Raw genomic sequence first — 24,854 nt, 5'->3', positions numbered from 1 at the left:
CTCACCCGCGGGCGGGGATCAGGAACCGGTCGAGGGCCGCGGTCAGTTCGGCCGGCTTCTCCACCGGCAGTTCGTGGCCGGCGTCGATGATGCGGACCTCGGCGTCCGGACAGGCCTTGGCCATGCGCAGCATCTGCCGCAGCGGCAGCTGGATGTCGTGGTAGCCGTGGATCAGGAGGGTGGGTATGCGGATCTCGCCGACGCGGTCCAGGACGTCGAAGGCGCGCATGGCGCCGTAGAGCGTCATGACGACCTCGCGCGGGGTGGCGGCGGAGGCCTTGATGCAGGCGCGGACCTCGTCGCGGGGGTGGCCGGGGGCGAAGGCGCGCTGGATGTTGGTGGCGACGAACAGCTTGTAGGGGACGAGTGTCGAGGCTGCCATGAGCAGGCCCCGGCCGCGGCTGTAGGTCATGCGGGCGATGGAGTCGACCAGCACCAGACGCTCGACGCGCTCGGGGTGGTCGAGGGTGATGGTCTGCGCGATCATGCCGCCCATCGAGTGGCCCACGAGGACTGCCCTTTCGACCTCCAGGTGGTCGAGGAGGGCGAGCACGTCGGTGGCCAGTTCCGCGACGGTGCGCACCCCCGCGCCGCTGCTCTCGCCGTGGCCGCGCAGATCGAGGCGGATCACCCGGCGCTGCTGGGCGAAGTGCGTCATCTGGTGGTCCCAGCGGTGGCGGTTGGCCGTCCAGCCGTGGATGAACACCAGGGGCACGCCGTCGCCGTCGCGGGGGCCCTCGTCGTCGTAGGTCAGGGCTGCGCCGGCGACTTCGAGCTGCGGCATGGTGCCTCCTGGATACGGTCCGGTTACTGGCGAGTACGCTAGCGGTCGTCGGGGCCCTCGTCACCGCCGTCGGGCGAGGAAGTCGAGGATGTGCCCGAAGACGTCGAGGGCGGCGCCCCGGCCGAGGAAGGTGTCCAGGTGGCCGTAGCCGGGGATCTCGGTGCAGGTCACGTCCAGGTGCGGGTGGCGGCGGGCGAGGACGTCGGCGCAGAGCTGCTGGGAGTCCAGCCAGAGGCCGTTGTCGCTGCCTGCCAGGAGCAGGAGCGGGGCGTCGATGCTGCCGGCCGCGTCCAGGGCGTTGGGGGGCAGGGCCGCGTAGCGGTGGTCGGTGTCGTGCCAGCGGACCACGGTGCGGGCCAGTTCGATGCGGCGCAGGTGGGGCAGGATCCACAGGGGGGCGGGGCCGAGGAGTTCGGCCAGCCGGTTGTGGGTGGTCTCGGTCAGGTGCTCGTGGACGAAGAGCGAGGCGCCGGTGCCCCACGCCGAGTGGTGCAGGATCTGGCAGGTGGGGTCCGGGCAGCTCGCCCTGCGGGAGGCCAGTGCGAACAGGGGCGTGTACTTGGACCGCAGGCCCACGGTGCGGAAATCGACGGGGATGTGGTCGAGGCGGGACTTCAGCAGTTCTCCGGCCAGGGACATCCGCAGCGAGGTGCGGCCGCCGAGTTTCGGCGTCAGGAACACGCCCTGCGCGACCACGCCCGCCAGGCCCGGGACCAGGCCGGCCGTCATGCTCAGCGACAGGGTGAGGGCGCCGATGCAGTGGGCCACGGCGAACAGCGGGCGGTCCTCGCCGATGCGGGCCCGGATGTGGGAGACGGCTGCGGGGATGTCGTACAGGGCGACGTCGTCGTAGGTGTATTTCTGGCCGGTGGCGTTGTACGGGAGTCGGCAGCTGCCGCGCCAGTCCAGCAGCCACGGCTCGTAGCCGTCGTCGAGCAGGACGTCGACGAGGTTGCGGATCTCGGGCAGCAGGAACATGTCGGCGGAGGCCGTGTGTCCGTGCAGCAGAAGCACGGCGGGGCGGTCGGGCTCGCCGGTGTCGATGCGGGTCAGACCGAGGCGGACGCCGTCCGGCGCCTGGAAGGGGATCTCCTCGACGGTATGCGGGTCGAGGCGGTGGTGGAGGGGGCGCAGGGTCGTGGTGGTTCTGACCTTGCGGAGGGCCGGCCGGGGGGCGGGTTTCGTCGCCTTGAAGATCATCGGCTGTGCTCCGTGGGGTTCTGGGTGCGGCGCAGGTCGAGGAGGTCCGCGGCGGCCCGGGTGAAGGGGCCGAGCAGGCCGCGGCCCATCTGGAGGCCGAACCAGGCGAGCCAGGTCAGCTTGGCGGCGCGCTGCTCCCGGCCGGTGAGACGGGGGTCGACTTTGATGCCGTCGATCTGGTCGCGTACGTAACTGTCCGCGGGAACGACCAACTCGCCGGTCAGGGAGGCGGGTTCGCCCTCACGTCCGATCTCGACGCTCAGGGCGCGGGTCTGGCGCCAGACGTCGCGTCGGGCGCGCGCGTGCTTGCGGCCCTCCAGCCACCAGGTCCCGCCGTCCGTGTCGCGCAACAGCAGCCGGTAGCGCAGCAGTTGGTGGGTCAGTCCGTGGCGTTCGGGGATGCCCTCCTCGGGGCGGATCCACACGTCGCCGCGCTCCACGGTGAGGGGGCCGGGGTGTGCGGCAGGGCAGGCGAGTTGCCCGCGTACGTCGATGCGGCGTTCGGTGACCAGCTGGTGCATGCTCGCGATGGAGAGGGTGAGGGTCGTCGAGCAGGGCGTGTCGGCGGTGCCTTTGACGGGGCCCACGTGGCCCTCGGTGGTCTCGGTGAACCAAAGGTAGGGCTGGTCGTCCTTGTGCGGCAGCCGCGCCAGGCCGTCGCCCGCCAGCCGCTCGAACGTCTTGAGCTGTGCGCGGGCGTCGTAGCGGGTGGCCGGCGGCAGGCCGAGGGCCTCGACGAGGTGGGCGGTGCGTTCACCGGTGGCCGCCGGTCCCTTGAGTGTCGCCTCGCACAGCTTCAGCGCTGTGGGGCTCTGCAACACCCGGGACAGGAAGGCCAGTTCGGGTATCGGTTCGGCCTGCAGGCAGGCCAGCGTGTCGGTGCGCCAGTCGTCCCAGTCCTTGACGCACACGTGCATGCCGCCCAGGGCCATGTCCTGTACGACGTCGTCGAGCGTGTTGGGTACGCCGGTGAGGTTGTAGTCGTAACCCCAGGCGTCGGGTTCGCAGACGATGCCGACCGCGACCCGGCTGACCCAGTCCACCGGGGCGACGTTGAGGTGGCGGAAGGCGGGAACGGTGCGGAAGCGGCCGAAGGCCGAGACCAGCCCGCTGGAGAGGTCCTGGGGGTTGTAGGCGCCGGTTCTGGTGTGGCCGCCGATGCCACCCGGGCGCAGGGCGGTGACGATCAGGCCGTGGTCGCGGGCGCGGCGCAGGGCGACCTCCGCGGCCCACTTGGTCTGGTCGTAGCCCGCGATGAGGCGGTCGGCGTGGGCCAAGGGGTCGTCCTCGCCCATGGAGGTGATGCCGACCTCGTTGAAGACGGCGATGGAGGAGATGTGGTGCAGGGGTTTGGGCCGGCCGGCCGCCGCCAGTTCGGCCAGGGCGAGGGTGCCCAGGACGTTGCTCGCGCGCAGTGACTGGTAGCCGCGCAGGAAGTCCACGGCCGCGGCCACACCGACGATGCCGTCCAGTTCGTGGGCGAGCCGGTTCCACAGTTCCTCACTGAGGCCCAGTCGGGGGCTGCGGATGTCGCCCGGCAGCACGGTGATGCGGCGGCGGACCTCCGACGACCAGGGCAGCCGGTAGCCGCGCAGGGCCTCCCCGAGCCGGATCTCGGCCGCTTCCTCGTCGGCGGCGCGGACCAGGCAGTACACCTGGGCGTCGCTGTGGCGCAACAGGTCCAGGAGCATATGGCTGCCCAGGAAGCCGGTCGCGCCGGTGAGGAGGATCCGGCGGGGCGGCAGGGCCTCGGGAGCGGCGACGAAGGGGAGGTGGTCGGCCAGGGCGAGGTCGGCCAGGATCTGGTCGAGGTCTTCGCGGCGGGCGGTGGTGTGCGGCGCGTGCGCGCGCTCGGGGAACCGTGCGGCGGGGCGCGGTGGCGTGCCAGGGGATGGGACGGGCAGCGCGGTGGGCGTCCGGGCCGCCGGTCGTCCGACTGCGGTCGCCGTCGTCGTTACGGCCCTGATTCCGGGGATACGTGCCCACCTGCGGGCGAGGCTGCTCGGGCGGGCGTCGGCGAACACCTCGTCCAGATCGACCTCGATGCCCAGTTCCTCCTCCAGCTCCGCCACGAGTTCCACCGCGTTCACGGAACTGCCGCCCGCGTCGAAGAAGTCGGTGTCCGGCGACAGGTGTCCCTCGGGCAGATGGCGGCCGGCCGCCGCGGCGATGACGGCGGCCAGCGCGTCGATGTCCGGGGACGGGGGCGCCGGCGCGGGCAGGTCCGTGTCGGGCGGCCCGTCCGCGGCTGCGGCGGAGGGCGCAGGCACGGAAGCCGGCATGACCTTCGCCAGCAGGTCGCTGACGCTGAGTCCGCCTCCGCCGCACTCTATCGACTCCGCCGTCGCCCGCCGGCCGGCGTCCACCGAGGTGTCCTCGTTCATCTCACGCATGAGTGCCCTTCAGCATGTCCGCAGCCATCTCCGCGGTCCCGTTCCTCTTGCTCACTGCTTCGCCCCTGGTCACTGCTGCCAGGAGCGGAACGCCCGCAGGTGTTCGGGCGTGACCACGCACTCCAGCCGCTCGTCGTCCTGCTCTCCCCCGCCCAGGGCAGCCAGCAGCCGACGGGCCGGTACGTTGCGGTCGGTGCGTCGCGCGGTCAGCCGGACCTTGGTGCAGCCCAGCTCCTCCGCACGGTCGGCGAGCCACCCCAACAGGCGTTCCTCGACGCCCCGGCCGAGTGCGCGGCAGCTCATCAGCCAGGCGGGTACGTCCAGTCGGTCGCCGTCCGCGCGCAGGGCAAGGAGGGCGATCTGGCCGTAGTCGCCGAAGCGGTCCCGGGCCGCGGCCCTCCACACTTCGCCGTGCGCGCGCCAGCGGGCGACGTCGAGACCGTCGTCGGAGCGCGGGTGGAGGGTGAACTGGTTGGTGCGGCGCACCAGTTGCTCCGCCCGGGGGACGTCCGCGGGGGTCAGAGGCTTGATGTCGACCTCCAGTCGCAGCCCGGCCAGGAACTCCTCGAAGCCCGCCCGTTCGCGGGCGGTGTCGCGCTCCCGTTCCTGTGCGTAGAAGTGGGCGCGCAGCGCGTCCTCGGATGTGGCGGCGGGAGGCACCAGCGGCCACAACCGCCCGAGGAAAGCCTCGAGTCCGGGTGTCGGCGGGCAGGTGACCGAGAGCACCTGCGGCAGTGCCAAGCGGACCTTGGCTGTCTCGGCGGGGTTGTCGTCGAGGAACAGGAAGGTGTCGAGGCCGAGGTTGAGCGTGCGCGCCGCTTCGGCGAGGCGGTCCGGCTTGGGGCCCCAGCCCGCGGAGAGCACGCTGAAGTGTTCCGGCTTCAGTCGGCTGTCCGGACGGTCCAGGACCGCTCGCACCGTGTCCTCGTCGTTGTTGCTGACCAGCACCAGCAGCGCGCCGGCCGCACGCCATTCGAGCAGCCTGCGTGCCAGCAGAGCCCGGGGGCCGGTCAGGTCCACCGCGTCAGGGCCGGTCTCCCCGGCCACCCCGCCCCACAGCGTCTCGTCGCCGTCGACCGCGATCACCTTCGGCGCGGGACGGCGCACGGCCCGCACGACTTCCGCGAGGCGCAGGGCGACGGCCGCCTGGAAATGAGGGGTGAAGGGGAGATGGGCCAGGCGCTCGGTGCGCTCGTCGAAGCGTTCCTCGACGGGGTGCCGACCGGTCCAGTCGTCGGGGCCCAGCACCGCGGTGGCGGGCAACTCGGCGAGCTCCGCGGCGAGTTCGTGCTCCCAGCGGCGCAGACGGTCCGGGGTGCGTGCTGCGGGCAGGAAGCCGACGACCAGCGGCCGGCGGGTGCGCTCGGCCAGGGCGCGCAGGGTCGCAGGGTAAGCGGTGCGCAGCTCGGCGAGCAGCGTGTCGTCCACCGGTCCGAACCGCTCCAGGTCTGCCGCCCGCAGCAGCACCACGCCCACTGCCGTGGCCGGGTCGGCGAACACGCCGGAAGGATCCCGCAGGCCGGCCAGCACATGGTGGTACGGGGCTTCCGCGATGGTCGTCGCGGAGCCGTCCGGCATCCCGTCGTCGAGGGCTGCCTCGCACATCGCGGGCAGGTGGCCGAGGGCGAAGGTGGCGGCGAGGGCGAGCGCGGGGCGCGGGTCGGCTGCCGCAGTGGCCTCCGCGCCGGGCACCGGCCGTTCGACGGCAGCCGTCGCGGCTACCGCTACCGTTCGCGTGGCGTCCTCCGCCGTCTGCGCGAGCAGCCGCACCAACTCCTCCCCCAGCCCGGTGGCCGCGGCCGTGTCGATGATGTCGAGGTTGTGGTCGAGCCGGATGCGGCCCGCCTCCGGCGTCACGGTGATCATGAGGTCGAGGTCGGAGTAGCCCGTCCCCGCCGGCAGCACGTCGAGTCCGGTGAGGCTGCCCGCGGCACGGACGTAGTTGAAGTACACCTCCACCAGCGGCGCGTCGGACCGGTACAGACTCTGCCTGGCCAGCACCGGCAGGACGTCCGAGAACATCGCACCCTTCGTGAGGACCTTCTCCAGCCGGCTGTCGGTGCGGCGCAGCACGTCCTCGATCCGCTCCTGCGCCCTCGCCTCGGCCGGGAAGGGCACCGGTACGCCGAAGAAGCCCACCGCCTCGTACGCGTCGGCGTGGATACGGGTGTCGACCGGTACGGCGAGGACGAAGCGATCCCGCTCTCGCAGCCTGGCCAGCAGTACCGTCAGGGTGCCCAGGCAGAACGCGGCGGGTGTGACGGCGAGGCCGCTCGCGGCCGCCGACACCCGTTCCATGAGGCCGTCGGGGATCGCCACGCTCACGCTGCCGGCACGGTACGAGCGTGCGGCCGGACGGGGATGAGTGAGCGTCAGGTCCAGGCGCTCACTGCCCTGGAATGCCTCGCGCCACCCGTCCGCACCGCTTCCGGGGCCGTCCGCCGGCTGCTGGGCCTCGATCAGGAGGCCCACGTCACGGTTGGTGACGGTGCCCGGGAGGGTGGTGCCGGACAGTTCCGTGTCGAGCTCGGCGGCGACCAGCAGCAGGGACTGGAGGTCGCTCACCGCGTGGTGGGCGCCGTACAGCAGGATCTGGCCGCGTTCGCCGCCGTCGAGGAGCTCGAACCGCCACAGCGGGGGCTGCGTGAGATCGAACGGCGGTTCGAGCAGGCGGCGCAGGCGGTCGGCGGCGTCGGATTCGTCGGCTGCGGGGGCGGCCGTCCAGCGCAGCAGCGACTGTGCGGGCTCCCGCTCCACACGCAGTTGCCTGCCCGTTTCGTCGCCTGTGACGATCGCGGTGCGCAGCGCCGCGTGCCGGGCGGCCAGGCGGGTGACGACGGCGGTGAGCGTCTCGCGGGTGGTCGGCGTGGTGAGCCGTACGGCGAGGCCGATGGCATGGGCCGCGGCCGGCATGTCGGGCCGGGCGCTGCGCAGCAGGCGGACGACGTCGCGGGTTGCCGGGAACTGTGCGCTCTCCGGCACCTCCGTGGGCGTTTCGGTCTGTCGCGCGACGGTGCTGCGTTCGGGCAGGGCCGTGGCCAGGGCTTGGGCGAGACCTCGGATGTCGGTCGCCGAGAAGACCGCGGCGGACGGGAGTTCGGCGCCCAGCTCGCGGGCGAAGGCGTTGCGCAGCCGCACCAGCATGAGGGAGTCCAGGCCCAGTTCCTTCAGGGCCGTGGTGGCGGAGGCGTCGACGGTGCCGCCGGAGACCTGGCCGACCCTGGCGCGTACGTATGCCTCGAGCCGTTTCGTCCGCTGTTCGTCCGTCGTCGCCGTGAACACCTGCTTGACCAGGTCGTCGGAGTCTCCCGTGTCTGCCGGGACGGTGGCCAGGCCGGCCAGGAGGGGGCGCGTGCGTGCGGCGTCCGGGTCGAGGGCCAGCAGCTCCCAGTCGAGGGCGAGGGGGGCGAGTTGGCGGCGTTCGGTGGCGAGGACACGGTCGAACAGTTCGCCGCCCTCGGCGGGGGTGAAGGCGACGAGGCCGGACCGGCTGGTTTCGGCGGCTCGGGTGGCGGAGCCGGCGACCATGCCGACGCCCGTCCACGCGCCCCAGTCCAGGCTCAGGGCCCTCCTCCCGGCAAGGGACAGGTGGTGGGCCCAGGCGTCGAGGAAGGCGTTCGCCGCCGAGTAGGGGCTCTGGCCGGCCGAGCCGAGCAGGCCGGCCGCCGAGGCGAACAGGATGAGGTTCCGGGCCTCGGGGACGAGTTCGGTGAGCAGGGTGGTGCCCAGCACCTTGGGGGCCAGGACGTTCAGGACGCGTTCGTCGGTCAGTGTGACGACCGTGGCGTCGTCCAGGACGCCGGCGGTGTGGACGACCGTGGTGATCGGTCCGGCTTCCCGTCGTACGGTGTCCAGGGCGGCCGTCAGGCTTTCGCGGTCGGCCACATCGGCGCGGGCGAGGTGCACGGTGACCCCGCGCTCTTCCATGCCCTTGATCCAGGCCGCGGCTTGCGGGCTCGGCGCGCTGCGGCCCAGCAGGGCGAGCCGGCGGGTGCCGCGCCGTGCCAGCCGCTCGGCGACGACGCGGCCGAGGCCGCCGAGACCGCCGGTGATCAGGGGGACGCCGCCCGGGGTGGCGCCTTCGACGCCGGCGTCCGGGCGGGTGCGGGCCAGGCGCGGCACCATGCGGCCCGTGCCGCGCAGCGCGACGAGGCGTTCGTCGTCGGCGTGCCGCAGTTGCTTCCACAGCGCGTCGACGCCGTCCGTGGGCGGCAGGTCGATCAGGGTGGTCTTCAGTTCCGGGTGCTCCTGGGCGACCGCGAGGCCGAAACCCCAGGCCAGGGCTTGTGCGGGGCGGGTCACGTGCGTGCTGTCTCCGGCGGCCTGGCTGCCCCGGACGACCGTGAACAGGCGGGGGGCCTCACCCTGCACCCGGTCGGCGAGCGTTCGTACCAGATGCAGGGTGCTCAGACAGCACAGCCGCGCCGCTTCCCGGGCGGTGCGCGCATCGCCGATCGCCGGGGCGTCGAGCGCGGACAGCTGCACGATGCGCTCCGGCCCCGCGTCCGTAAAGGCGTCGTCGAAGAGGCGGTTCAGGTGCTGCGGATCGGCCGGGTCCAGCACGTACCGGCCGGGGCCCTGGACGTCGTATGCCTCGGCCCTGCGGCCGATCACATGGGGTACCGAAGCGGCGGCGAGGCGGTCGGCGAGTTCGGCGGCGACGCCCGTCTCGTCGGCAAGGATCAGCCAGCTGCCATGAGCTGGGACCTGTTTGGCGGGCGGGCGCGGCTGCCAGCGGGTTTCGAACAGCGCGCCGTCCAGTGGGGAGAGCGCGGCGAGCTCGAACTCCTCGACGGCGAGGAGGAGTTGCTCGCCGTCGTCGTACAGTCGCAGGTCCAGGGTCACCCGGTCGCCGTCCACGGAGCGCAGACGGCACGTCGCCCATGCGGGAGTGGTGCCGCGTCCGGTGAAGTGCAGCCGTGCGGCTGCGGCGGGCACGAAGGCGCGGCCCTCGGGCGCGTCGTGAGGCAGGGCGGCCGTGTGGAACGCGGCGTCGAGGACCGCCGGATGCAGCAGGTGGCCGGCGGCCGGCCGCGGGGCAAGCCTTCCCCACGCGGCCGTGCCGCCGCAACGGCCCTGCTCCAGGCCGCGGAAGGCGGGGCCGTACTCGATGCCGAGGGCGGCGAGTCGGGTGTAGACGGCGGACAGATCGGCTTCCTGGCCGCACTGTTCGCGCAGGGCAGTCGGCGATTCACGCTCGTCCGACGCTCGGTCGCCGGTGACGGGGGTGACGCGGCCGGTGACATGCCGCTCCCAGCGCGCGGAGGTCGCGGCCGAGGCGATGGTGAAGTGACGGGAGCCGTCCTCGGCGGGCCGCAGGACCAGTTGCAGCCGTACCGGCCGCCGCGGGTCGAGTCGCAGCGGCTGGTCGAAACTGACGTCTCCCAGTGTCAGTGCACCGCCGCCCGCCACGGCGGATGCGGCCTCGAGCGCCATGTCCAGGAAGGCCGCGGCGGGCAGCCAGACCTCGCCGGTGACGCGGTGGTCGGCGAGATAGGCGAAGCGGCCGTCGCGCAGGTCGATCTCGGTCTGGAAGATGTGGCGGTCCGCCTCGTCGCTCGCCTCGATGTGGGTGCCCAGCAGCGGAGAGACGCCGCCGCCCGTCGGGGATGCCGGTGTGCGCCAGTGGCGTTCGCGGGCGAAGGCGTAGGTGGGCAGGTCGACGCGGCGGCCGGCCGGGAAGAGTGCCTGCCAGTCGGGGGTGTGCCCGGCCGTGTACAACTCCCCCACCCTGCACAGCAGGTCGTCGAGACCGCCTTCTTCGCGGCGGAGCGAGGCGATGCTCACGGCGTCGATTCCGGCTTCGGCGGCGACCGCCTCGATGGAGGAGCCGAGCGAGGGATGCGGGCTGAGCTCCACGAAGTACCGGTATCCGTCGTCCAGCATGTGCCGGATCGTGTCGCCGAAGCGGACCGGCTCACTGAGGTTGCGGTACCAGTACCGGGCGTCCAGCCGTTCTCCCGGCACGGGCTCTGCCGACACGGTCGAGTACAGCGGCGTCGCGGTCGCTGTGCCCCGGACGGTGCCGATGCGGCCGAGCAGGTCGTCGCGCAGCGCTGCCATCAGGGGGGTGTGCGAGGCGAACGGAGTGGACAGCCGTCGGGCGGAGATCTGCTGCTCCTGGCATTGACCGAGCAGGTCGCCCAGCGCGTCAGCGGCGCCGGAAACGGCCGTGGACCGGCCGCTGTTGAGCGCCGCGACGAACAGCCGCCCCGCATACGGCTTCAGCAGTTCCTCCACTTGCGTGCGCGGGAGCTCCAGGGCGAGCATGCCGCCCTTGCCGACCAGCGGTGCGGCCGCCTGCGCGCGGCCGCACACCACTGCCACGGCGTCCTCCAGCGTCAGGGCGCCCGCGCTGTATGCGGCGGCGATCTCGCCCAGGCTGTGTCCCACCACGGCGTCCGGTGCGACGCCGAGTCCGCGCCAGGCTGCGGCCAGGGCCGCGTTGACGGCGAACAGCGTCGGCTGCAGGTACTCGGTCCGGCCGAGCGGGGCGATCTCCTCCGGCGCGTGCAAAACGTCGAGGACGGACCAGCCCGTGTGCCGTTGGACCGCCTCGTCCACACGGATCAGCTCCTGACGGAAGGCGTCCGAGTCTGCCGTCAACTGCACGCCCATGCCGGGCCATTGGCCGCCGTGCCCGGCGAACACGAAGGCCACCTTGCCCGATGGCTCCTCCCGGGGCGGCGCCAGTGGCTTTCGTCCACGGGTCAACCCGGTCAGTTCCACGAGCAGTTCGTCCCGGTCGCCCGCGACCATCGCCGTTCGCCGCTCGAAGTGGCTGCGGTGGAGCGCCAGGGTGTGGGCCACGTCAGGCAGGGCCACGTCGCCGGTCACGTGCTCGGCGAGCCGTGCGGCCTGTCCGCGTACCGCGTCCTCGGTGCGTGCGGACAGCACGAACAGCCGCTTGACCGGCGCGGATTCGTCCTTCGCGAGGGGAGTGTCGACCGGCGGAGCCTCCTCCACGATCACGTGTGCGTTGGTTCCGCTGATGCCGAAGGCGCTCACTCCGGCCCGCCGAAGCCGCTCGCCCGCCGGCCAGGCCACCGGCTCCCTGAGCACGTGCAGCCCACTGTCGGCCCAGTCCACATGTCGGCTGGGGGTCTCGGCATGCAGGGTGCGCGGAAGCATCCCGTACCGCAGCGACTGGATCACCTTGATCATCCCAGCGACGCCCGAAGCCGCCTGCGCGTGGCCGATGTTGGACTTGAGGGAGCCCAGGAACAGGGGACGGCCGGCGGGGCGCGAGGCGCCGAAGACCTCTGCGAGGGCGTTCGCCTCGATCGGGTCACCGAGTGTCGTGCCGGTACCGTGCGCCTCGACGTAGTCGATGTCGGCCGGTCCGAGCCCGGACAGCTCCAAGGCCCGCCGGATCACCTGTTCCTGCGCCGGGCCGTTCGGCGCGGACAGTCCCTGGCTGCGGCCGTCCTGGTTCACCGCGGTGCCGCGCAGCACGGCCAGTACCTCGTCTCCGTCGCGGCGGGCGTCGCTCAGCCGCTTCAGTACGACCATGCCGGCGCCCTCGGCCCAGACCGCGCCGTCGGCGGCATCCGAGAAGGAGCGGCACCGGCCGGTCGGGGACAGGCCGCGCAGACGGCTGAACTCCACGAAGGTCTGCGGAGTGACCATGAGCGTCACCCCGCCCGCCAGGGCCAGGTCGCACTCGCCGGCGCGCAGCGCTTGCGCCGCCAGGTGCACCGCCACCAGGGAGGACGAGCAGGCCGTGTCCACCGTCAGGGCCGGGCCGTTCAGCCCCAGGGTGTAGGCGAGCCGGCCGGAGGCCACGCTCAGGGCCGAGCCGGTGCCGACGTAGCCGTCCAGCTGGTCCAGGCTCGATCCGGCGAGGTAGTCGCCGGCGAACATGCCGACGTACACGCCGGTGGTGCTGCCCGCCAGTGCGGCGGGCACGATCCCGGCGCGTTCCACGGACTCCCAGGCCGTCTCCAGGAGCAGCCGCTGCTGCGGGTCCATGGCCGCGGCCTCCTTCGGTGTGATGCCGAAGAACGCCGCGTCGAAGGAGTCGATGTCGTCGAGGAAGCCGCCTTCGCGGGCGTACGACTTGCCCGGCGCCTCCGGGTCCGGGTCGTACAGCGACTCCACGTCCCAGCGCCCGGCCGGGAACGGGCCCACCGCGTCGCGGCCCTCCGCGACCAGCCGCCACAGCTCCTGCGGGGAGTCGACCGCGCCGGGCAGGCGGCAGGCCGTGGAGATGACGGCCACGGGCTCGTCGGACGCCGATGCCGTCGTGCGGGGCTGCTGCGCGTGCGGCGCGGTCCGGCGGAGCTTGCCGCCATCCGGTGCGAGCGCGGTGGCGAGCAGGTGATCGGCGAGGCGGGCGGGCGTGGGGTGGTCGAAGAGCAGGGTGGCGGGCAGTCGGGCGCCGAGGCGGGTGCCGAGTCGGTTGCGCAGGTCGACGGCCGTCACCGAGTCCATGCCCAGGTCGCGCAGCGGCTGGTCGGGGCGGACGGACCGGGCCGAGGGCAGGCCCAGGGCGCGGGACGCTTCTTCGCACACCAACTCCAGGAGCCGGTCGGCGCGTTCGCTCTCCGGCAACCGGGCCAGCCGGTCCGCGAGTCCGCGGCCGGCGTGCCGGTCGGGGCGGGGCCGGGACAGCAGGGAGGTCCACAGTGCCCCGGTGGCCGCCGCGTTGTCGCGCAGACGGGGCAGGTCCAGGTGCGAGGCGAGCAGGTGCGGTGTGCCGCGGCGCAGGGAGAGTTCCACCAGTGCGCGGCCCTGCTCGGGGGTGAGAGGGCGGTGGCCCAGGCGGGCCATCCGTTCCAGGTCGGCGTGTTCGGCGGCCAGGCCCTCGCCGGCCCAGGCGCCGAAGGAGATCGAGACGGCGGGCAGGCCCAGCGCCCTGCGGTGGTGGGCCAGTTGGTCGAGGTAGACGTTGGCGGCCGCGTAGTTGGCCTGGCCGGCGTTGCCGACGACGCCGGCGGCCGACGAGATCAGCAGGAACAGCTCCAGCGGCAGCTCGGCGGTCAGCCGGTGCAGATGGGCGGCGCCGTCGAGCTTGGGGCGCAGCACCTGCGCGAGTCGTTCGGGGGTCAGCTCGGCGACCACGCCGTCGGCCAGGACTCCGGCGCAGTGCACCACACCGCGGAGCGGCAAGGCGTCCTCGACGCCGTCGAGGACGCCGGCCAGGGCGGTCGGGTCCGAGACGTCGCAGGCGGCCACCTCCGCGTCGGCACCGAGCGCGGCCAGCTCCGCGATGACCTCGGCGGCCCGCGGGTCGGCCGCTCCTTTCCGGGAGGTCAGCAGCAGCCGGGGGACACCCTGTTCGGCCAGCAGGCGGGCGATCTGCCGGCCCACCGCGCCCAGGCCGCCGGTGATCAGCACCGTTCCGTCGCTGGGCACGGGGGCGGGGCGGCCGACGAGGTCGAGGACGACGGGGCGGCCGGACGCCTTCCGGCGGCGTATCGCCTCGCGTGCGGCGGTGACCGGGAAGACCAGCGGGCGAATCGGTGCGTGGACGGTGGCGCGCAGGGCCTCGGCCAGCCGCTCGCCCTCGGCCGCCTGCGCGAGGGACACGGCGGCCGCGGTCGTGAACGGCAGGTTCTCCGGAACCACGGCGACCAGCCGCGCGTCCGCGACCAGTTCGGAACCGGGCGTGGCGTCGGTGAGGACGGCGACCCGCATGCCGCGCGCCAGGCCCTCCGCCTCCGGGCCGACCTCGGTGAGCACACCGGCGCAGGGGGTGAGCTGGGCATGCAGGCCGACGGCGTGGAGCTCGATCCGCACCTGGGCCGGCCCGAGCGCCGGGCGCGCCGCCGCGCGCAGGGCGACGCCGGCCGGGAGGCCGGTCAGTTCGTAGCAGTCCCCGGTGGGGATCCGCAGCGCGTCAGCCGAGCGGGCGCGCACCAGTCGCGGAGCCAGCAACTCGCCTTCCCTCAGGGCGAGTTCGGGTTCATCGGCGTGCGCGACAGCGGCCGCAATCGCGGTCGCGGTCGCGGTCGCGACATCATCCCCGTCGATGCCGTCGTCGAGGTCGAGCAGGGTCAGTCCGAGGTCCGGGTGCTCGCTGCGGGTGCTGCGGGCCAGGCCCCACAGGACCGACTGGGCCAGGCCCGGCACCGTGTCGGACTCACCGGCCGCGACCGCCCCACGGGTCACCCAGAGGGTCCGCGCGGGCACCTCGTGGGGCGCGAGCGCGATGAGCTCCTGCGCCTCCTTCAGCGCCCTGGCAGCCAACTCGCCTGCCGCAGCGGCCGGTTCGGTGTTCGCCGCCGGACGCGGCCAGAGCCGTACGACGACGCCGGCGCCCGACTCGCGCAGCTCGGCTCCCGCCGCCGTGAGGCCGCGTACGACCGCCGCGACCTCCGGGTCCGAACGGTCGCCGATCACCGTCCAGGCCGCCTGCCCGTCTGCAACCGGCGCCTCGGGCGGCGCCGTCCACGCCACTTCGTACAGGTGCCGGGCGTGCTCCGAGCCCGCGCGCAGGTCTGCCGGGTCGACGGCCCGCAGCCGTACGTCTTGCAGGCGGCCCGCCGGGATGCCGTCCGCGTCCCACAGCGTCACGTCCAGGACGGAGTCCGTTCCGGAGCCGCGGGTGCGCCGTACCACCGCGGTCAGCTCGCCCGAACCGCCCGGCGGCAGGACGCAGCGGCCCACGGCCACCGGCAGCAGCGCCCGCCCGGCGGACGTGTCGAACGCGGCGGCCACCTGCAACGCCGCGTCCAGCAGGGCCGGATGAACCGGATACGCATCGGCCGCGTCCCCGGTCACGGGTGGCAGCGCGAGCCTCGCCAGCAGTTCGTCGTCGCCGGTCACGGCGACCGACCGCACGCCGCGGAAGGCAGGGCCGTAGGAAAGCCCGATCGCTGCGAGCCGGTCGTACGTCTCCTCGCCCCAGGCATCCTCAGCCGCGGTCGGCCACGCCGGTGGGGTCTCACTCGCTTCGGGGCCCGGTTCGGCTGCCGACGCGGTGGCGTGCAGGGTCCAGCCCGCCGTCTCCCGGCCGCGCGGACGGCTGTGCACGGTGATCTCCGGTACGGGGGCCGAGGTGTCCACCTCGACGGACACCTCGACCGTGCCGGTGGCGGGCAGGATCACGGGCGCGAGCAGCAGCAGGTCGGCCAGGTCGCCCGGAGCATCCGGGCGGGCGACAGCGAGCGCGGCGCGGCACAGCTCCATCAAGGTGGTGCCCGACACCACCGTCTGTCCGAACACGGTGTGGTCCGGCAGCCAGGGGGCGGTGGCCGGGGACCACTCGTTGCGGAAGGTCCAGCGGGATGCGTCGGCCGACTGCAGTTGGATGCCGAGTACAGGATGGTCGGCGCGGTCGAAGAGGGCGGGTCCGGCTGGGGCGGTGTCGGGTTCGGTCCAGTGTCGCTGGGCGTCCCAGGCGTAGGTCGGAAGATCGGCGGCCGTTGTAGCGGGAACGAGGCGTCGCCAGTCGACGGGGCGGCCCCGGACGTGGAGCTCGGCGGCCGCCCGGTCCAGGCAGGCGGGTCCTGGTTCGTCGCGGCGCAGCGATCCGACGGCGACGAGGTCGTGGCCGTACTCCTCGCCGACGGTGGTGAGGGCGGTGAGCAGGGAGGGGTGGGGGCTCAGTTCGACGAAGCAGCGGTAGCCGTCGGCCGCCATCCGCTGCACGGTCGGCCCGAAGCGGACCGGTTCGCGCAGGTTGGCGTACCAGTACCCGGCGTCCAGCTCTTCCGTGACCGGTTCGCCGGTGACCGTCGAGTACCACGCGACGGACGTCGGAGACGTGGTGACGCCGTCGAGTTCGTCGAGGATCGTCGCGCGGACCGGGTCCACGTGGGTGCTGTGGGATGCGTAGTCGACGTCGAGGCGGCGGGCGAACACCTGTCTCCGATCGAGGTCGGCCAGGAGTGCTTCGAGTGGTTCGACGTCGCCGGCGATCACCGTGGAGCGGCCGCTGTTCACGGCGGCGACCGAGATCCGGCCGTCCAGTTCGCCGAGAAGGGGCCCGACGTCGGTGTGCGGGAGGGCGACGACCGCCATGGTGCCGGTGCCGGACAGCTCGGTGAGGGCCTGGCTGCGCAGGGCGACCACGGCGGCGGCGTCGTTGAGGCTGAGCGCCCCGGCGACGCAGGCCGCGGCGACCTCGCCCTGGCTGTGCCCGACCACCGCGTCCGGCCGTATGCCGCGCACCCGCCACACGGCGGCCAGGGACACCATCACGGCGAACAGGACCGGCTGGACGACATCCACGCGCTCCAGCGCGGGGGCGGCGGCATCGCCCCGCAGAACCGCCGCGACCGACCAGGTGGTGAACGGGCGCAGGGCCGCGTCGCAGCGGTCGAGTTCGTCGGCGAACACCGGGTCGCTGTCGAGCAGATCACGCGCCATGCCGGTCCACTGGGCACCTTGGCCGGGGAAGACGAAGGCCAACTTCCCGTCCGGGAGCGCCTGTTGGGGGCCGATCGTCAGCTCTGGATCCGGCTCTGCCGCCGCAAGACCGCGCAGGGCGTCGAGCAGTCCGTCGCGGCCGTCCGCCTGGACGACGGCCCGGTGCTCGAAGTGCGTGCGGTGGTGGGTGAGTGTCGACGCCACGGCGGACAGCGGCAGCCGCGGTTGCCGGGTCAGCGCATGCCGGAGACGTTCCGCCTGTCCGCGAAGGGCCTCGGGGCTGCGGGCGGAGAGCGGGAATCGGGTCTGCCCCGTCGGCTCGTCGGCGATGGGCTGTCCCGGGTCCTGCGGCCCCTCCTCCAGGACCACGTGCGCGTTCGTCCCGCTGATGCCGAACGCGCTCACGCCGGCCCGCCGCACCCGCTCCGCGTCCCGGGGCCACGCCCGGGGGCTGGTGACCAGACGCAGGCCGCTCTCCGCCCAGTCGACGTGCCCGGTCGGGGCGGAGGCGTGCAGCGATGCGGGAAGCACGCCGTGCCGCAGGGCCAGCACGGTCTTGATGACGCCGCCGATGCCCGCTGCGGCCTGTGCGTGACCGATGTTGGATTTGAGCGACCCGATGGCGAGGGGGCGGTCCGCGGGGCGGCCCGGTCCGAACACGGCGGCCAGCGCGCGGACTTCGATGGGGTCACCGAGGGGGGTGCCGGTGCCGTGGGTCTCGACGTGGTCCAGGTCGCCGGGTCGCAGCCCGGCCGCGTCCAGGGCCGCACGCAGCACCCGCTCCTGCGCCGGGCCGTTCGGCGCGCTCAGCCCCTGGCTGCGCCCGTCCTGGTTGATCGCTGAACCCTTGATCACGGCAAGGACGCGATCGCCGTCCCGGCGCGCGTCGGCGAGCCGCTTGAGCAGCACCAGGCCGCAGCCCTCGGCCCACACCACGCCGTCCGCCTCGGCGGAGAACGGACTGCACCGCCCGGATGGCGACAGCCCGCGCAGCCTGCTGAACTCGACATGCGCGCGGGGCGTCACCAGCAGCGACGCGCCACCCGCCAGCGCGAGGTCGCACTCGCCGGCCGCCAGCGCCCGCGCCGCCAGGTGCAGGGCGACGAGCGAGGACGAGCAGGCCGTGTCGACGGTGACCGCCGGCCCCTGCAGCCCGAGGGAGTAGGCGATGCGCCCGGAGGCCACACTGGAAGCCGAACCCGTGCCGACATGGCCGTCGAGCTGCCCCAGCGAGGCGGAGGCGAGGTAGCCGCTGTCGTACAGGCCGACGTAGACGCCGGTCGAGCTGCCGTTCAGCGTCCCCGGCAGGATCCCGGCGCGCTCGACGGTCTCCCAGGCGGTCTGCAGCAGCAGCCGCTGCTGCGGGTCCATGGCCGCTGCCTCGCGCGGGGAGATCCCGAAGAAGGCCGCGTCGAAACGGTCGATGCCGGTGAGGTAGCCGCCACGCAGCGAGTACGCCGTGCCGGTGGCTTCCGGGTCCGGGTCGTGCAGTCCCTGGGTGTTCCAACGGCCGGGCGGCACTTCGGTGATGACGTCCTCGCCCGAGGCCAGCAGCCGCCACAGCGCCTCGGGGTCGTCGGCGCCGCCCGGGAAGCGGCAGGCCATGGAGATGATCGCGATGTCGTCGTCGGCCCGCGCGCACGTGTCGGACCGCGCCGGGCCGGCCGTCCCTGTCGCGATCGCGGCGGGCGGGTCACCGGACACCGCCTCGGCCAGCGCCGCGACGGTCGGGTGGTCGAAGACCAGCGAAGGGCTCAGCGACCGGCCGGTCCGATCGGACAACTGCGCTGCCAGCGTCACCAACTGGCGTGATCCCAGGCCGAATTCCGCGATCGGCCGGTGCGGGTCGACGGTCAGCGGGTCGAGCCCGGCCGCCTCCGCGACCGAGGAGATCAGCCAGGCTCGCACGCTCTGCGGTGTGGTGAGGGACGGCTCGGTGGACTGCTTCACGGACTCGTTCGCAGGCATCTGGGCAGGTGTCCTCGTGAACTCGGGCTCGGTGTGTTTTTCCGTACGGGCGATTCGGCCGGTGTGGAGACGTGACAGCGCCCTGATCGGCCGAACGGACAGGCGATGTACGGGGGTTGGGCCGCACGGCGGCGCGGGGAGACGGGCGGTGTCAGCGCGCGGCGGGTGCGGTGACCGAGGAGAGGGCGCCGGCCAGGTGGGCGGCCCGGGTCGCGTGGCGCTGGATCTTCCCGCTGGACGTCTTGGGGATCGTGCCGGGGTGCACCAGGACGACGTCGCGTACGGAGACTCCGTGGGCCTCGCCGAGCGCACAGCGGATCAGATCGGTGATCTTCTCCGAGTCGCCCGCGGCGTCCGGCGCCACCTCGGCGACGAGGACGACCTGCTCGCCTTCGACTCCTTCGGCGACGGGGACGGAGAAGGCGGCGGTGCAGCCGGGACGCAGGGCCGGGTGGCACATCTCGGCGGAGAGTTCCAGGTCCTGCGGGTAGTGGTTGCGTCCGTCGATGACGATCAGGTCCTTCCTGCGGCCGGTGACGAAGAGCTCGCCGTCGCGCAGGAATCCGAGGTCGCCAGTGCGCAGGAAGCGGCCTTCCCGGCCGGTCAGGGTGGCGCGGAAGGTTTCGCGGGTGGCCAGGGTGTTGCGCCAGTAGCCCTTCGCGACGCTCGCACCGCTCACCCAGATCTCGCCGACCTGGCCCTCGGGGAGTTCCGTGGCCTGTTCGGGGTCCGCGATCGTCACCGTGAGGCCGGGGCCGGGGCGCCCGCAGCCGACCGCGGCGGCGTCCGCCCCGTCCCCGTACGGGCCGAGGTTCTCGGCGGTGAGGAGAGTCGGCGGGGCGTCCACGGAGGCGCCGGTGACCATCACGGTCGCCTCGGCGAGGCCGTAGCAGGGGTAGAAGGCCTCGCGGCGGAAGCCTGCGGGGGCGAAGGTCTCGGTGAAGCGGCGCAGGGTGGCGGCGCGTATCGGTTCGGCGCCGTTGAAGGCGACCTTCCACGCACTCAGGTCGAGGCTGTCGAGGAGTTCGTCGGTGGCGTGCTTCAGGCCCAGTTCGTAGGCGAAGTTGGGGCCGCCGCTGGTGTGGGGGCGGTAGTGACTGATGGCCTTCAGCCAGCGGTCGGGCCGCTGCAGGAAGTGCAGCGGGGAGAAGAGGGTGGTGGTGAGGCCGAGGTAGACGGTGTTCAGGACCGGCCCGATGAGGCCCATGTCGTGGTACACGGGCAGCCAGCTGACGATCAGTTCCCGGCCGTACTCCTCGATGACCTCGGGGGTGTGGCCCATCCGTTCGGTGATGATCCGCTCGTTGTCGAGCAGGTTGCCGTGGGTGACGGCCACGCCCTTGGGGGCGGAGGTGGAGCCGGAGGTGTACTGGAGGAAGGCGACCGAGTCGGGGGTGAGGCCGGGGGCGCGCCAGGCGTCGGCGGCCTCGTCGGGGATGTCCTCGGTAGCGACGCAGGCGATGCCGGCCAGTTCGGGCAGGTGCTCCGCCAGGCCGGCCAGGGCGGTGATCACTTCGCGGCCGCCGAGGATCACCTTGGCGTCCGCGTCGGCCAGCAGGCGCCTCGTACGGGTCAGGGCGCGGTGGTTGTGTGCCCGGCCCTGCGGGGGCACGCCGGGTACGGCGACGACACCGGCCGAGAGGCAGCCCAGGTAGCCGCTGATGAACTCCAGGCCGGGCGGGTGCAGCAGCATGGCGCGGGAACCGGTCAGCCCACGGTCCTGCAGCCAGGCGGCGACGGCGCGGGAACGGCGGGCGAGCCACGCGTAGGTGATCTCCTGGATCTCTCCGTCGCAGTCGCCGGTGACGAGGTAGCGGTATGCGGTCCGGTCGGGCTGGTGGGTGGCGTGCTCGGTCAGTAAGTCGACCAGGGAACGGGCCATGGAAGAGTCTCACCTGTCTGAATAGGTGGGCAGGGAACTGGAGTTCGAGCGCCGCGCGATCTGTGTGCGCGGCAGCCGCGACCGGCCCGGCCCCCTTGCCGGACTGTGCGACTCGACCAGTTGTCCGGGGAGTGGTGGCGGTACGCCGGCCCCCCGCGCCCCGTGCAGCTTGCTACCGGCGAGTAGCACTCTAGCAACTCCATTCGGCCCGTCGAACCGAACCATGTAAACGCTGGGTGTCCAACGGGAGTTGGGGCATGCGGAAGACCCGGCCGCCCGTGACATCACGGAGGCCGGGCCTGAGGTCGGGAAGCCGGTGTCAGCCGCCGTTCAGGCGTCCGCGCAGCAGTCCCTTGCCGATTTCCGCGCCCTTGCGGCTGTCCGCCTGGGCCTTGCGGAACAGGTCGGCCACCTCGGTGTCCTTCTCGCGTTCCGCGTCCTGGATGTAGCTCTCCAGGCGCAGGGCGTTGCTCAGGCACGCCTCGACGTACCAGATGAGGTTGTAGTCCCTGTCCGGCGTACCGGTCACGCCGCCGGTCTCCGTGCTGCTGGTCATACGGGCCTCCTCCACCTGTAGTCCTTCCCGGGCTGACCGAGTACCCGTCCCACACCGGGCAATCAGCCGACGTCCCAGAGGAAACGGTGGGTGTGGATGCCGAAATACGGAAACGACTGGATCTGCCGGACCCCTTCGACGGGGCGTACGACGTCGTTGACGAAGTCCAGCAGTTCGCGCGGGCCCGGCGCGACGACCTCGGCGAACAGGTCGAAGCCGCCGGAGGTCAGCACGGCGTAGACGACCTCGGAGCGCGCGGCCAGCTCGTCGGCGACCGCACGCGGGTCACCGTCCACGCCGATGCCGAGCAGGGCCATGGCCTGGCCGCCCATGGACATCGGGTCGGTGACGCCGACGACCTGGACGGCCTTGGAGTCCAGCAGCCGCTGCAGGCGCTGGCGGGCCGCCGACGCCGAGAGGCCGACCTTGGGGCCGAGGTCGGCGTAGGCGATGCGCCCGTCGGTCTGCAGTTCTCGCAGGATGGCCCGGTCGATGTCGTCCACGTGCGTCCTTCTCCTTTTCCGGCCGGCTCGCCCGGTCCTCTCGGTTCCGCTCAGCCGGTCAGGGCGGCGAGGGCGGCGGCGAAGACCTCGGTGTGGGTGTCGACGTCCTGGTCGGTGGTGTCCGGGCACATGAGTGCCATGTTGTGGAACGGGGTCAGCAGGATGCCCCGGTTGGCCAGGTAGAGGTGGAGGAAGTCCTCCAGTTCGGGGTCGACGGCTGCTGCGGACTCGGTGCCGGTGCAGGGCGTCGGGGAGGCGAAGCGGTACTCGGTGCGGGCGCCGAGCCTGCTGACCGACCAGGGCAGGGCGTGCGCGTCGATGCCCGCGCGTACGCCCGCTTCGAAGCGTTCGGACAGCTTGGTCATGCGGGCGAACGCGTCCTCGGTCAGGACGTGTTCCAGCGTGGCGCGCATGGCGGCGACCGAGAGGGCGTTGCCGGCCAGGGTGCCGCCTACGCCGCCCATGTCGACCAGGTCGAGGTCGGCGCGGCCGAGGAGACGGTCCGCGAGCTCGGCGGACAGACCGTACGCACCGGCCGGGATGCCGCCGCCGATCGCCTTGCCGATGGTGAGCAGGTCGGGCTCCAGGTCCCAGGCGGCGGTGCAGCCGCCCGGGCCGGCGGAGAAGGTGTGGGTCTCGTCGTTGATGAGCAGGGTGCCGTGTCGGCGGGTCAGCGCCCGGACGCCCGCCAGGTAGCCGGGCTCGGGCAGCACGATGCCGATGTTGGTGAGGGCGGGTTCCATCAGGACGGCGGCCACGTCGCCGTGGGCGAGTTCGCGCTGCAGTTGTTCCAGGTCGTTGAATTCCGCGACACGGCTGGTCAGTGTGACGTCACAGGGGGCGCCCACGTTTCCGGGGCGGGTCGCTCCCCTGCCGTCGGGTCCGACGACGATGAGGGACTCGTCGACGCTGCCGTGGTAGCTGTAACTGTTCACAAGGATCTTGGGGCGGCCGGTGACGGCGCGGGCGAGCCGGATCGCCCACCGGTTGGCGTCGGTCGCCGTCAGCGAAAAGCTCCAGCGGGCGAGGCCGAAGCGGCGGGTCAGCTCGGCGCCGACCCATTCGGCGTCCTCGGTGGGCAGCATCGCGGTGGCACCGCCCAGGTCGGCGAACCGGCGCCGGACCGCATCGGCCACCGCCGCCGGGGAGTGACCGGCCATCGCTCCCGTGTCCCCGAGGCAGAAGTCGACGTACTCGTGCCCGTCGATGTCCGTGACACGGGCGCCGCGGGCGGTCGCCAGGTAGCGGGGGAAGGCACCGGCCGTCTTGTTCATCCACGTCATCGGCACGCGTCCGAAGAGATGGTCGGCCCGCGCGTAGGCATCCCTCGAACGCGGGCAGCGATGCGCGGCCTGCTCCTTCTCGCGGGCGAGCAGGCGCTGCAAACGGGCACGGTCCATGGAATCCCCGAACTGTAGGAACGGCGGAACCCTCGGAGCATAGAACGGAAAACATTGACGCATCAAGCAGCCACCGCGGAATCGCCTGTCATAGCAATCGAATCACGCGTCTCCGCCGTCCGAGAGGTCGGCGAAGGAGGCCCACTGGACATCCGGGCGGTCCGGCACCGCACGGCCCCTGGCCCGCCACTCGGCGGCGAGCTGGGCGTAGATCGGCGGGAAGGCACCGGAACCGGGCCCATGGGTCGGCGCGGGCGAAGGATCACGAGCAGGTCGGCCTGCGAGCGGGCGGCACGGCTCCAGTGCGGTTCGGTTCATGCCGGGGCAACGTGGAGGCGGCGGCCGTGACACGCGCGGCGGCCGACGCTCACCGGGTCGGGTGAGTACACCCCCCGAATGGGCCAATCGATGATCCGACAACCATGCCGAGTGGTCGGCATCACCGGAGGGCGCCACAGCGAGGCCGCGCATCAACTCACGCCCCACGTACGGAAATTCAGACACTTGAGACAGAAGGAGTAAAAGGTCGGTGATTCGGTGGCGGATAATCGCTCAACCGTACGAGAGTCATCGGTGACGATGTGTACCGTGCTGCGCGTGACCGTCACCGACCGCATCGACCGCTTTGCCATCGACCCGTTCGGCGCCGACATCCCCGGTGAGAGTGCCCGGCTGCGGGCCTTCGGCCCGGTCGTGCCCGTCGAGCTGCCGGGCGGCATCCCCGCCTGGGCGCCCACCGGATACCACACGCTCAGGGACCTGATCCTCGACCCACAGGTCAGCAGGGACCCCCGGCTGCACTGGAAGCTGTGGCCCGAGATCGGTGAACACCCGTCCTGGGGCTGGATATTGGGCTGGGTGGGCGTGGTCAACATGCTGTCCACGTACGGCGGGGACCACGCGCGACTGCGGAAGCTGGTGGCGCCGAGCTTCACGCACCGGCGCACCGAGACGATGCGGGCGCGGGTGGAGGCGATCGCCGAGGAACTGCTCGACGCGCTGGACGCAGCCGGCGCCGACGGCGGGGTGGTCGACGTCAAGGCGGCTCTCGCGCAGCCCCTGCCCATGCGGATCATCTGCGAACTGTTCGGCGTACCGGACGAGTTGGTGGAGGACACGCGTCGGCTGATCGCGGCCATCATGGACACCTCCGACCCGAGCCCGGAGCACGCCACGTTCGTGCAGCAGCAGATCGGGACGGTACTGCCGGCCCTGATCGCCCATCGCAGCGAGCACCCCGGGGACGATCTGACCACCGAGCTGATCCGGGTGCGGGACGAGGACGGCGACCGGCTCAGCGACGAGGAGCTGCTGTACACGCTGCTGCTGGTGATCGGCGCCGGGTTCGAGACGACCGTCAACCTCATCGGCAACGCGATCGTCGCCCTGCTCCGGCACCCCGAGCAGCTGGCCGCCGTACACACGGGGAAGATCGGCTGGGAGGCGGTGGTCGACGAGACGCTGCGGGTGCACCCGTCGATCGCCTCGCTGCCGCTGCGGTTCGCCGTCCGCGACATCGTGGTCGGTGACGTCACGATCCCGGCGGGCGACGCCATCATCACGACGTATGCCGCCGCGGGGCTGGATCCCGCGCACTACGGGGCGGACGCGGGCACCTTCGACGCGGCACGCGGGGCCGAGGACCATCTGTCGTTCGGGATCGGTGTGCACCGGTGCATCGGTGCTCCGCTCGCCCGGGTGGAGGCGCTCACCGCGCTGCCGGCTCTGTTCGAGCGCTTCCCCGGGATACGACTGGCCGTCGGCGAGGACGAGTTGCGGCAGGTGCCGTCGTTCATCGCGTTCGGCTGGCAGGAGGTGCCGGTGCGGCTGCGCGCGTAGAACGCGAGGGGGCC

General features: G+C 72.7%; 10 protein-coding genes. 1 reads left to right on the top strand and 9 read right to left on the bottom strand.

The window, feature by feature from the left end; genetic code table 11:
- Nucleotide 1: 1 nt before the first annotated feature.
- From LJ657_RS40865 to LJ657_RS40825, 9 genes are all read right to left on the bottom strand, one after another.
- Nucleotides 2–784: an alpha/beta fold hydrolase gene (locus LJ657_RS40865; RefSeq protein ID WP_232654754.1), complete on the bottom strand. Its 783-nt coding sequence runs from the start codon at nucleotides 782–784 to the stop codon at nucleotides 2–4.
- 60 nt (nucleotides 785–844) lie between these two features.
- A complete protein-coding gene (locus LJ657_RS40860) occupies nucleotides 845–1,984 on the bottom strand; it encodes an alpha/beta hydrolase (protein ID WP_232654753.1) in 1,140 nt (379 codons plus the stop codon).
- Nucleotides 1,981–4,377 (bottom strand): SDR family oxidoreductase, encoded by a 2,397-nt coding sequence (locus tag LJ657_RS40855; RefSeq protein WP_232654752.1) that lies wholly within the window; start codon nucleotides 4,375–4,377, stop codon nucleotides 1,981–1,983. The genes LJ657_RS40860 and LJ657_RS40855 overlap by 4 nt, the downstream gene beginning before the upstream one ends.
- Before the next feature lie 69 nt (nucleotides 4,378–4,446).
- Nucleotides 4,447–18,660 carry a type I polyketide synthase gene (locus tag LJ657_RS40850; RefSeq protein ID WP_232654751.1) on the bottom strand — a complete coding sequence of 4,738 codons (14,214 nt, stop codon included), beginning with the start codon at nucleotides 18,658–18,660 and terminating at the stop codon, nucleotides 4,447–4,449.
- 151 nt (nucleotides 18,661–18,811) lie between these two features.
- Complete coding sequence (locus tag LJ657_RS40845) at nucleotides 18,812–20,542, bottom strand: fatty acyl-AMP ligase (RefSeq protein ID WP_232654750.1); 1,731 nt, start codon at nucleotides 20,540–20,542, stop codon at nucleotides 18,812–18,814.
- A 319-nt stretch (nucleotides 20,543–20,861) separates the two neighbouring features.
- Complete coding sequence (locus LJ657_RS40840; RefSeq protein WP_232654749.1) at nucleotides 20,862–21,098, bottom strand: hypothetical protein; 237 nt, start codon at nucleotides 21,096–21,098, stop codon at nucleotides 20,862–20,864.
- Between the two features lie 62 nt (nucleotides 21,099–21,160).
- Nucleotides 21,161–21,601, bottom strand: a complete 441-nt coding sequence (locus tag LJ657_RS40835; protein ID WP_232654748.1) for an Lrp/AsnC family transcriptional regulator — start codon at nucleotides 21,599–21,601, stop codon at nucleotides 21,161–21,163.
- A 50-nt stretch (nucleotides 21,602–21,651) separates the two neighbouring features.
- On the bottom strand, nucleotides 21,652–23,001 hold the full coding sequence (locus LJ657_RS40830; protein WP_232654747.1) for a transaminase: 1,350 nt from the start codon (nucleotides 22,999–23,001) through the stop codon (nucleotides 21,652–21,654).
- Between the two features lie 102 nt (nucleotides 23,002–23,103).
- Nucleotides 23,104–23,319, bottom strand: a complete 216-nt coding sequence (locus tag LJ657_RS40825) for a hypothetical protein (protein ID WP_232654746.1) — start codon at nucleotides 23,317–23,319, stop codon at nucleotides 23,104–23,106.
- A 279-nt stretch (nucleotides 23,320–23,598) separates the two neighbouring features.
- Between LJ657_RS40825 and LJ657_RS40820 the strand changes: the two genes are divergently transcribed.
- Entirely contained in the window at nucleotides 23,599–24,840 is a 1,242-nt protein-coding gene (locus LJ657_RS40820) for a cytochrome P450 family protein (protein WP_232654745.1), read from the top strand.
- Nucleotides 24,841–24,854 lie beyond the last annotated feature (14 nt).

Origin of the sequence: Streptomyces guryensis (assembly GCF_021261325.1) — a bacterium.
Classification (GTDB): Bacteria; Actinomycetota; Actinomycetes; order Streptomycetales; family Streptomycetaceae; genus Streptomyces; species Streptomyces guryensis.
This window is presented reverse-complemented; position numbering and strand designations above follow the sequence as displayed.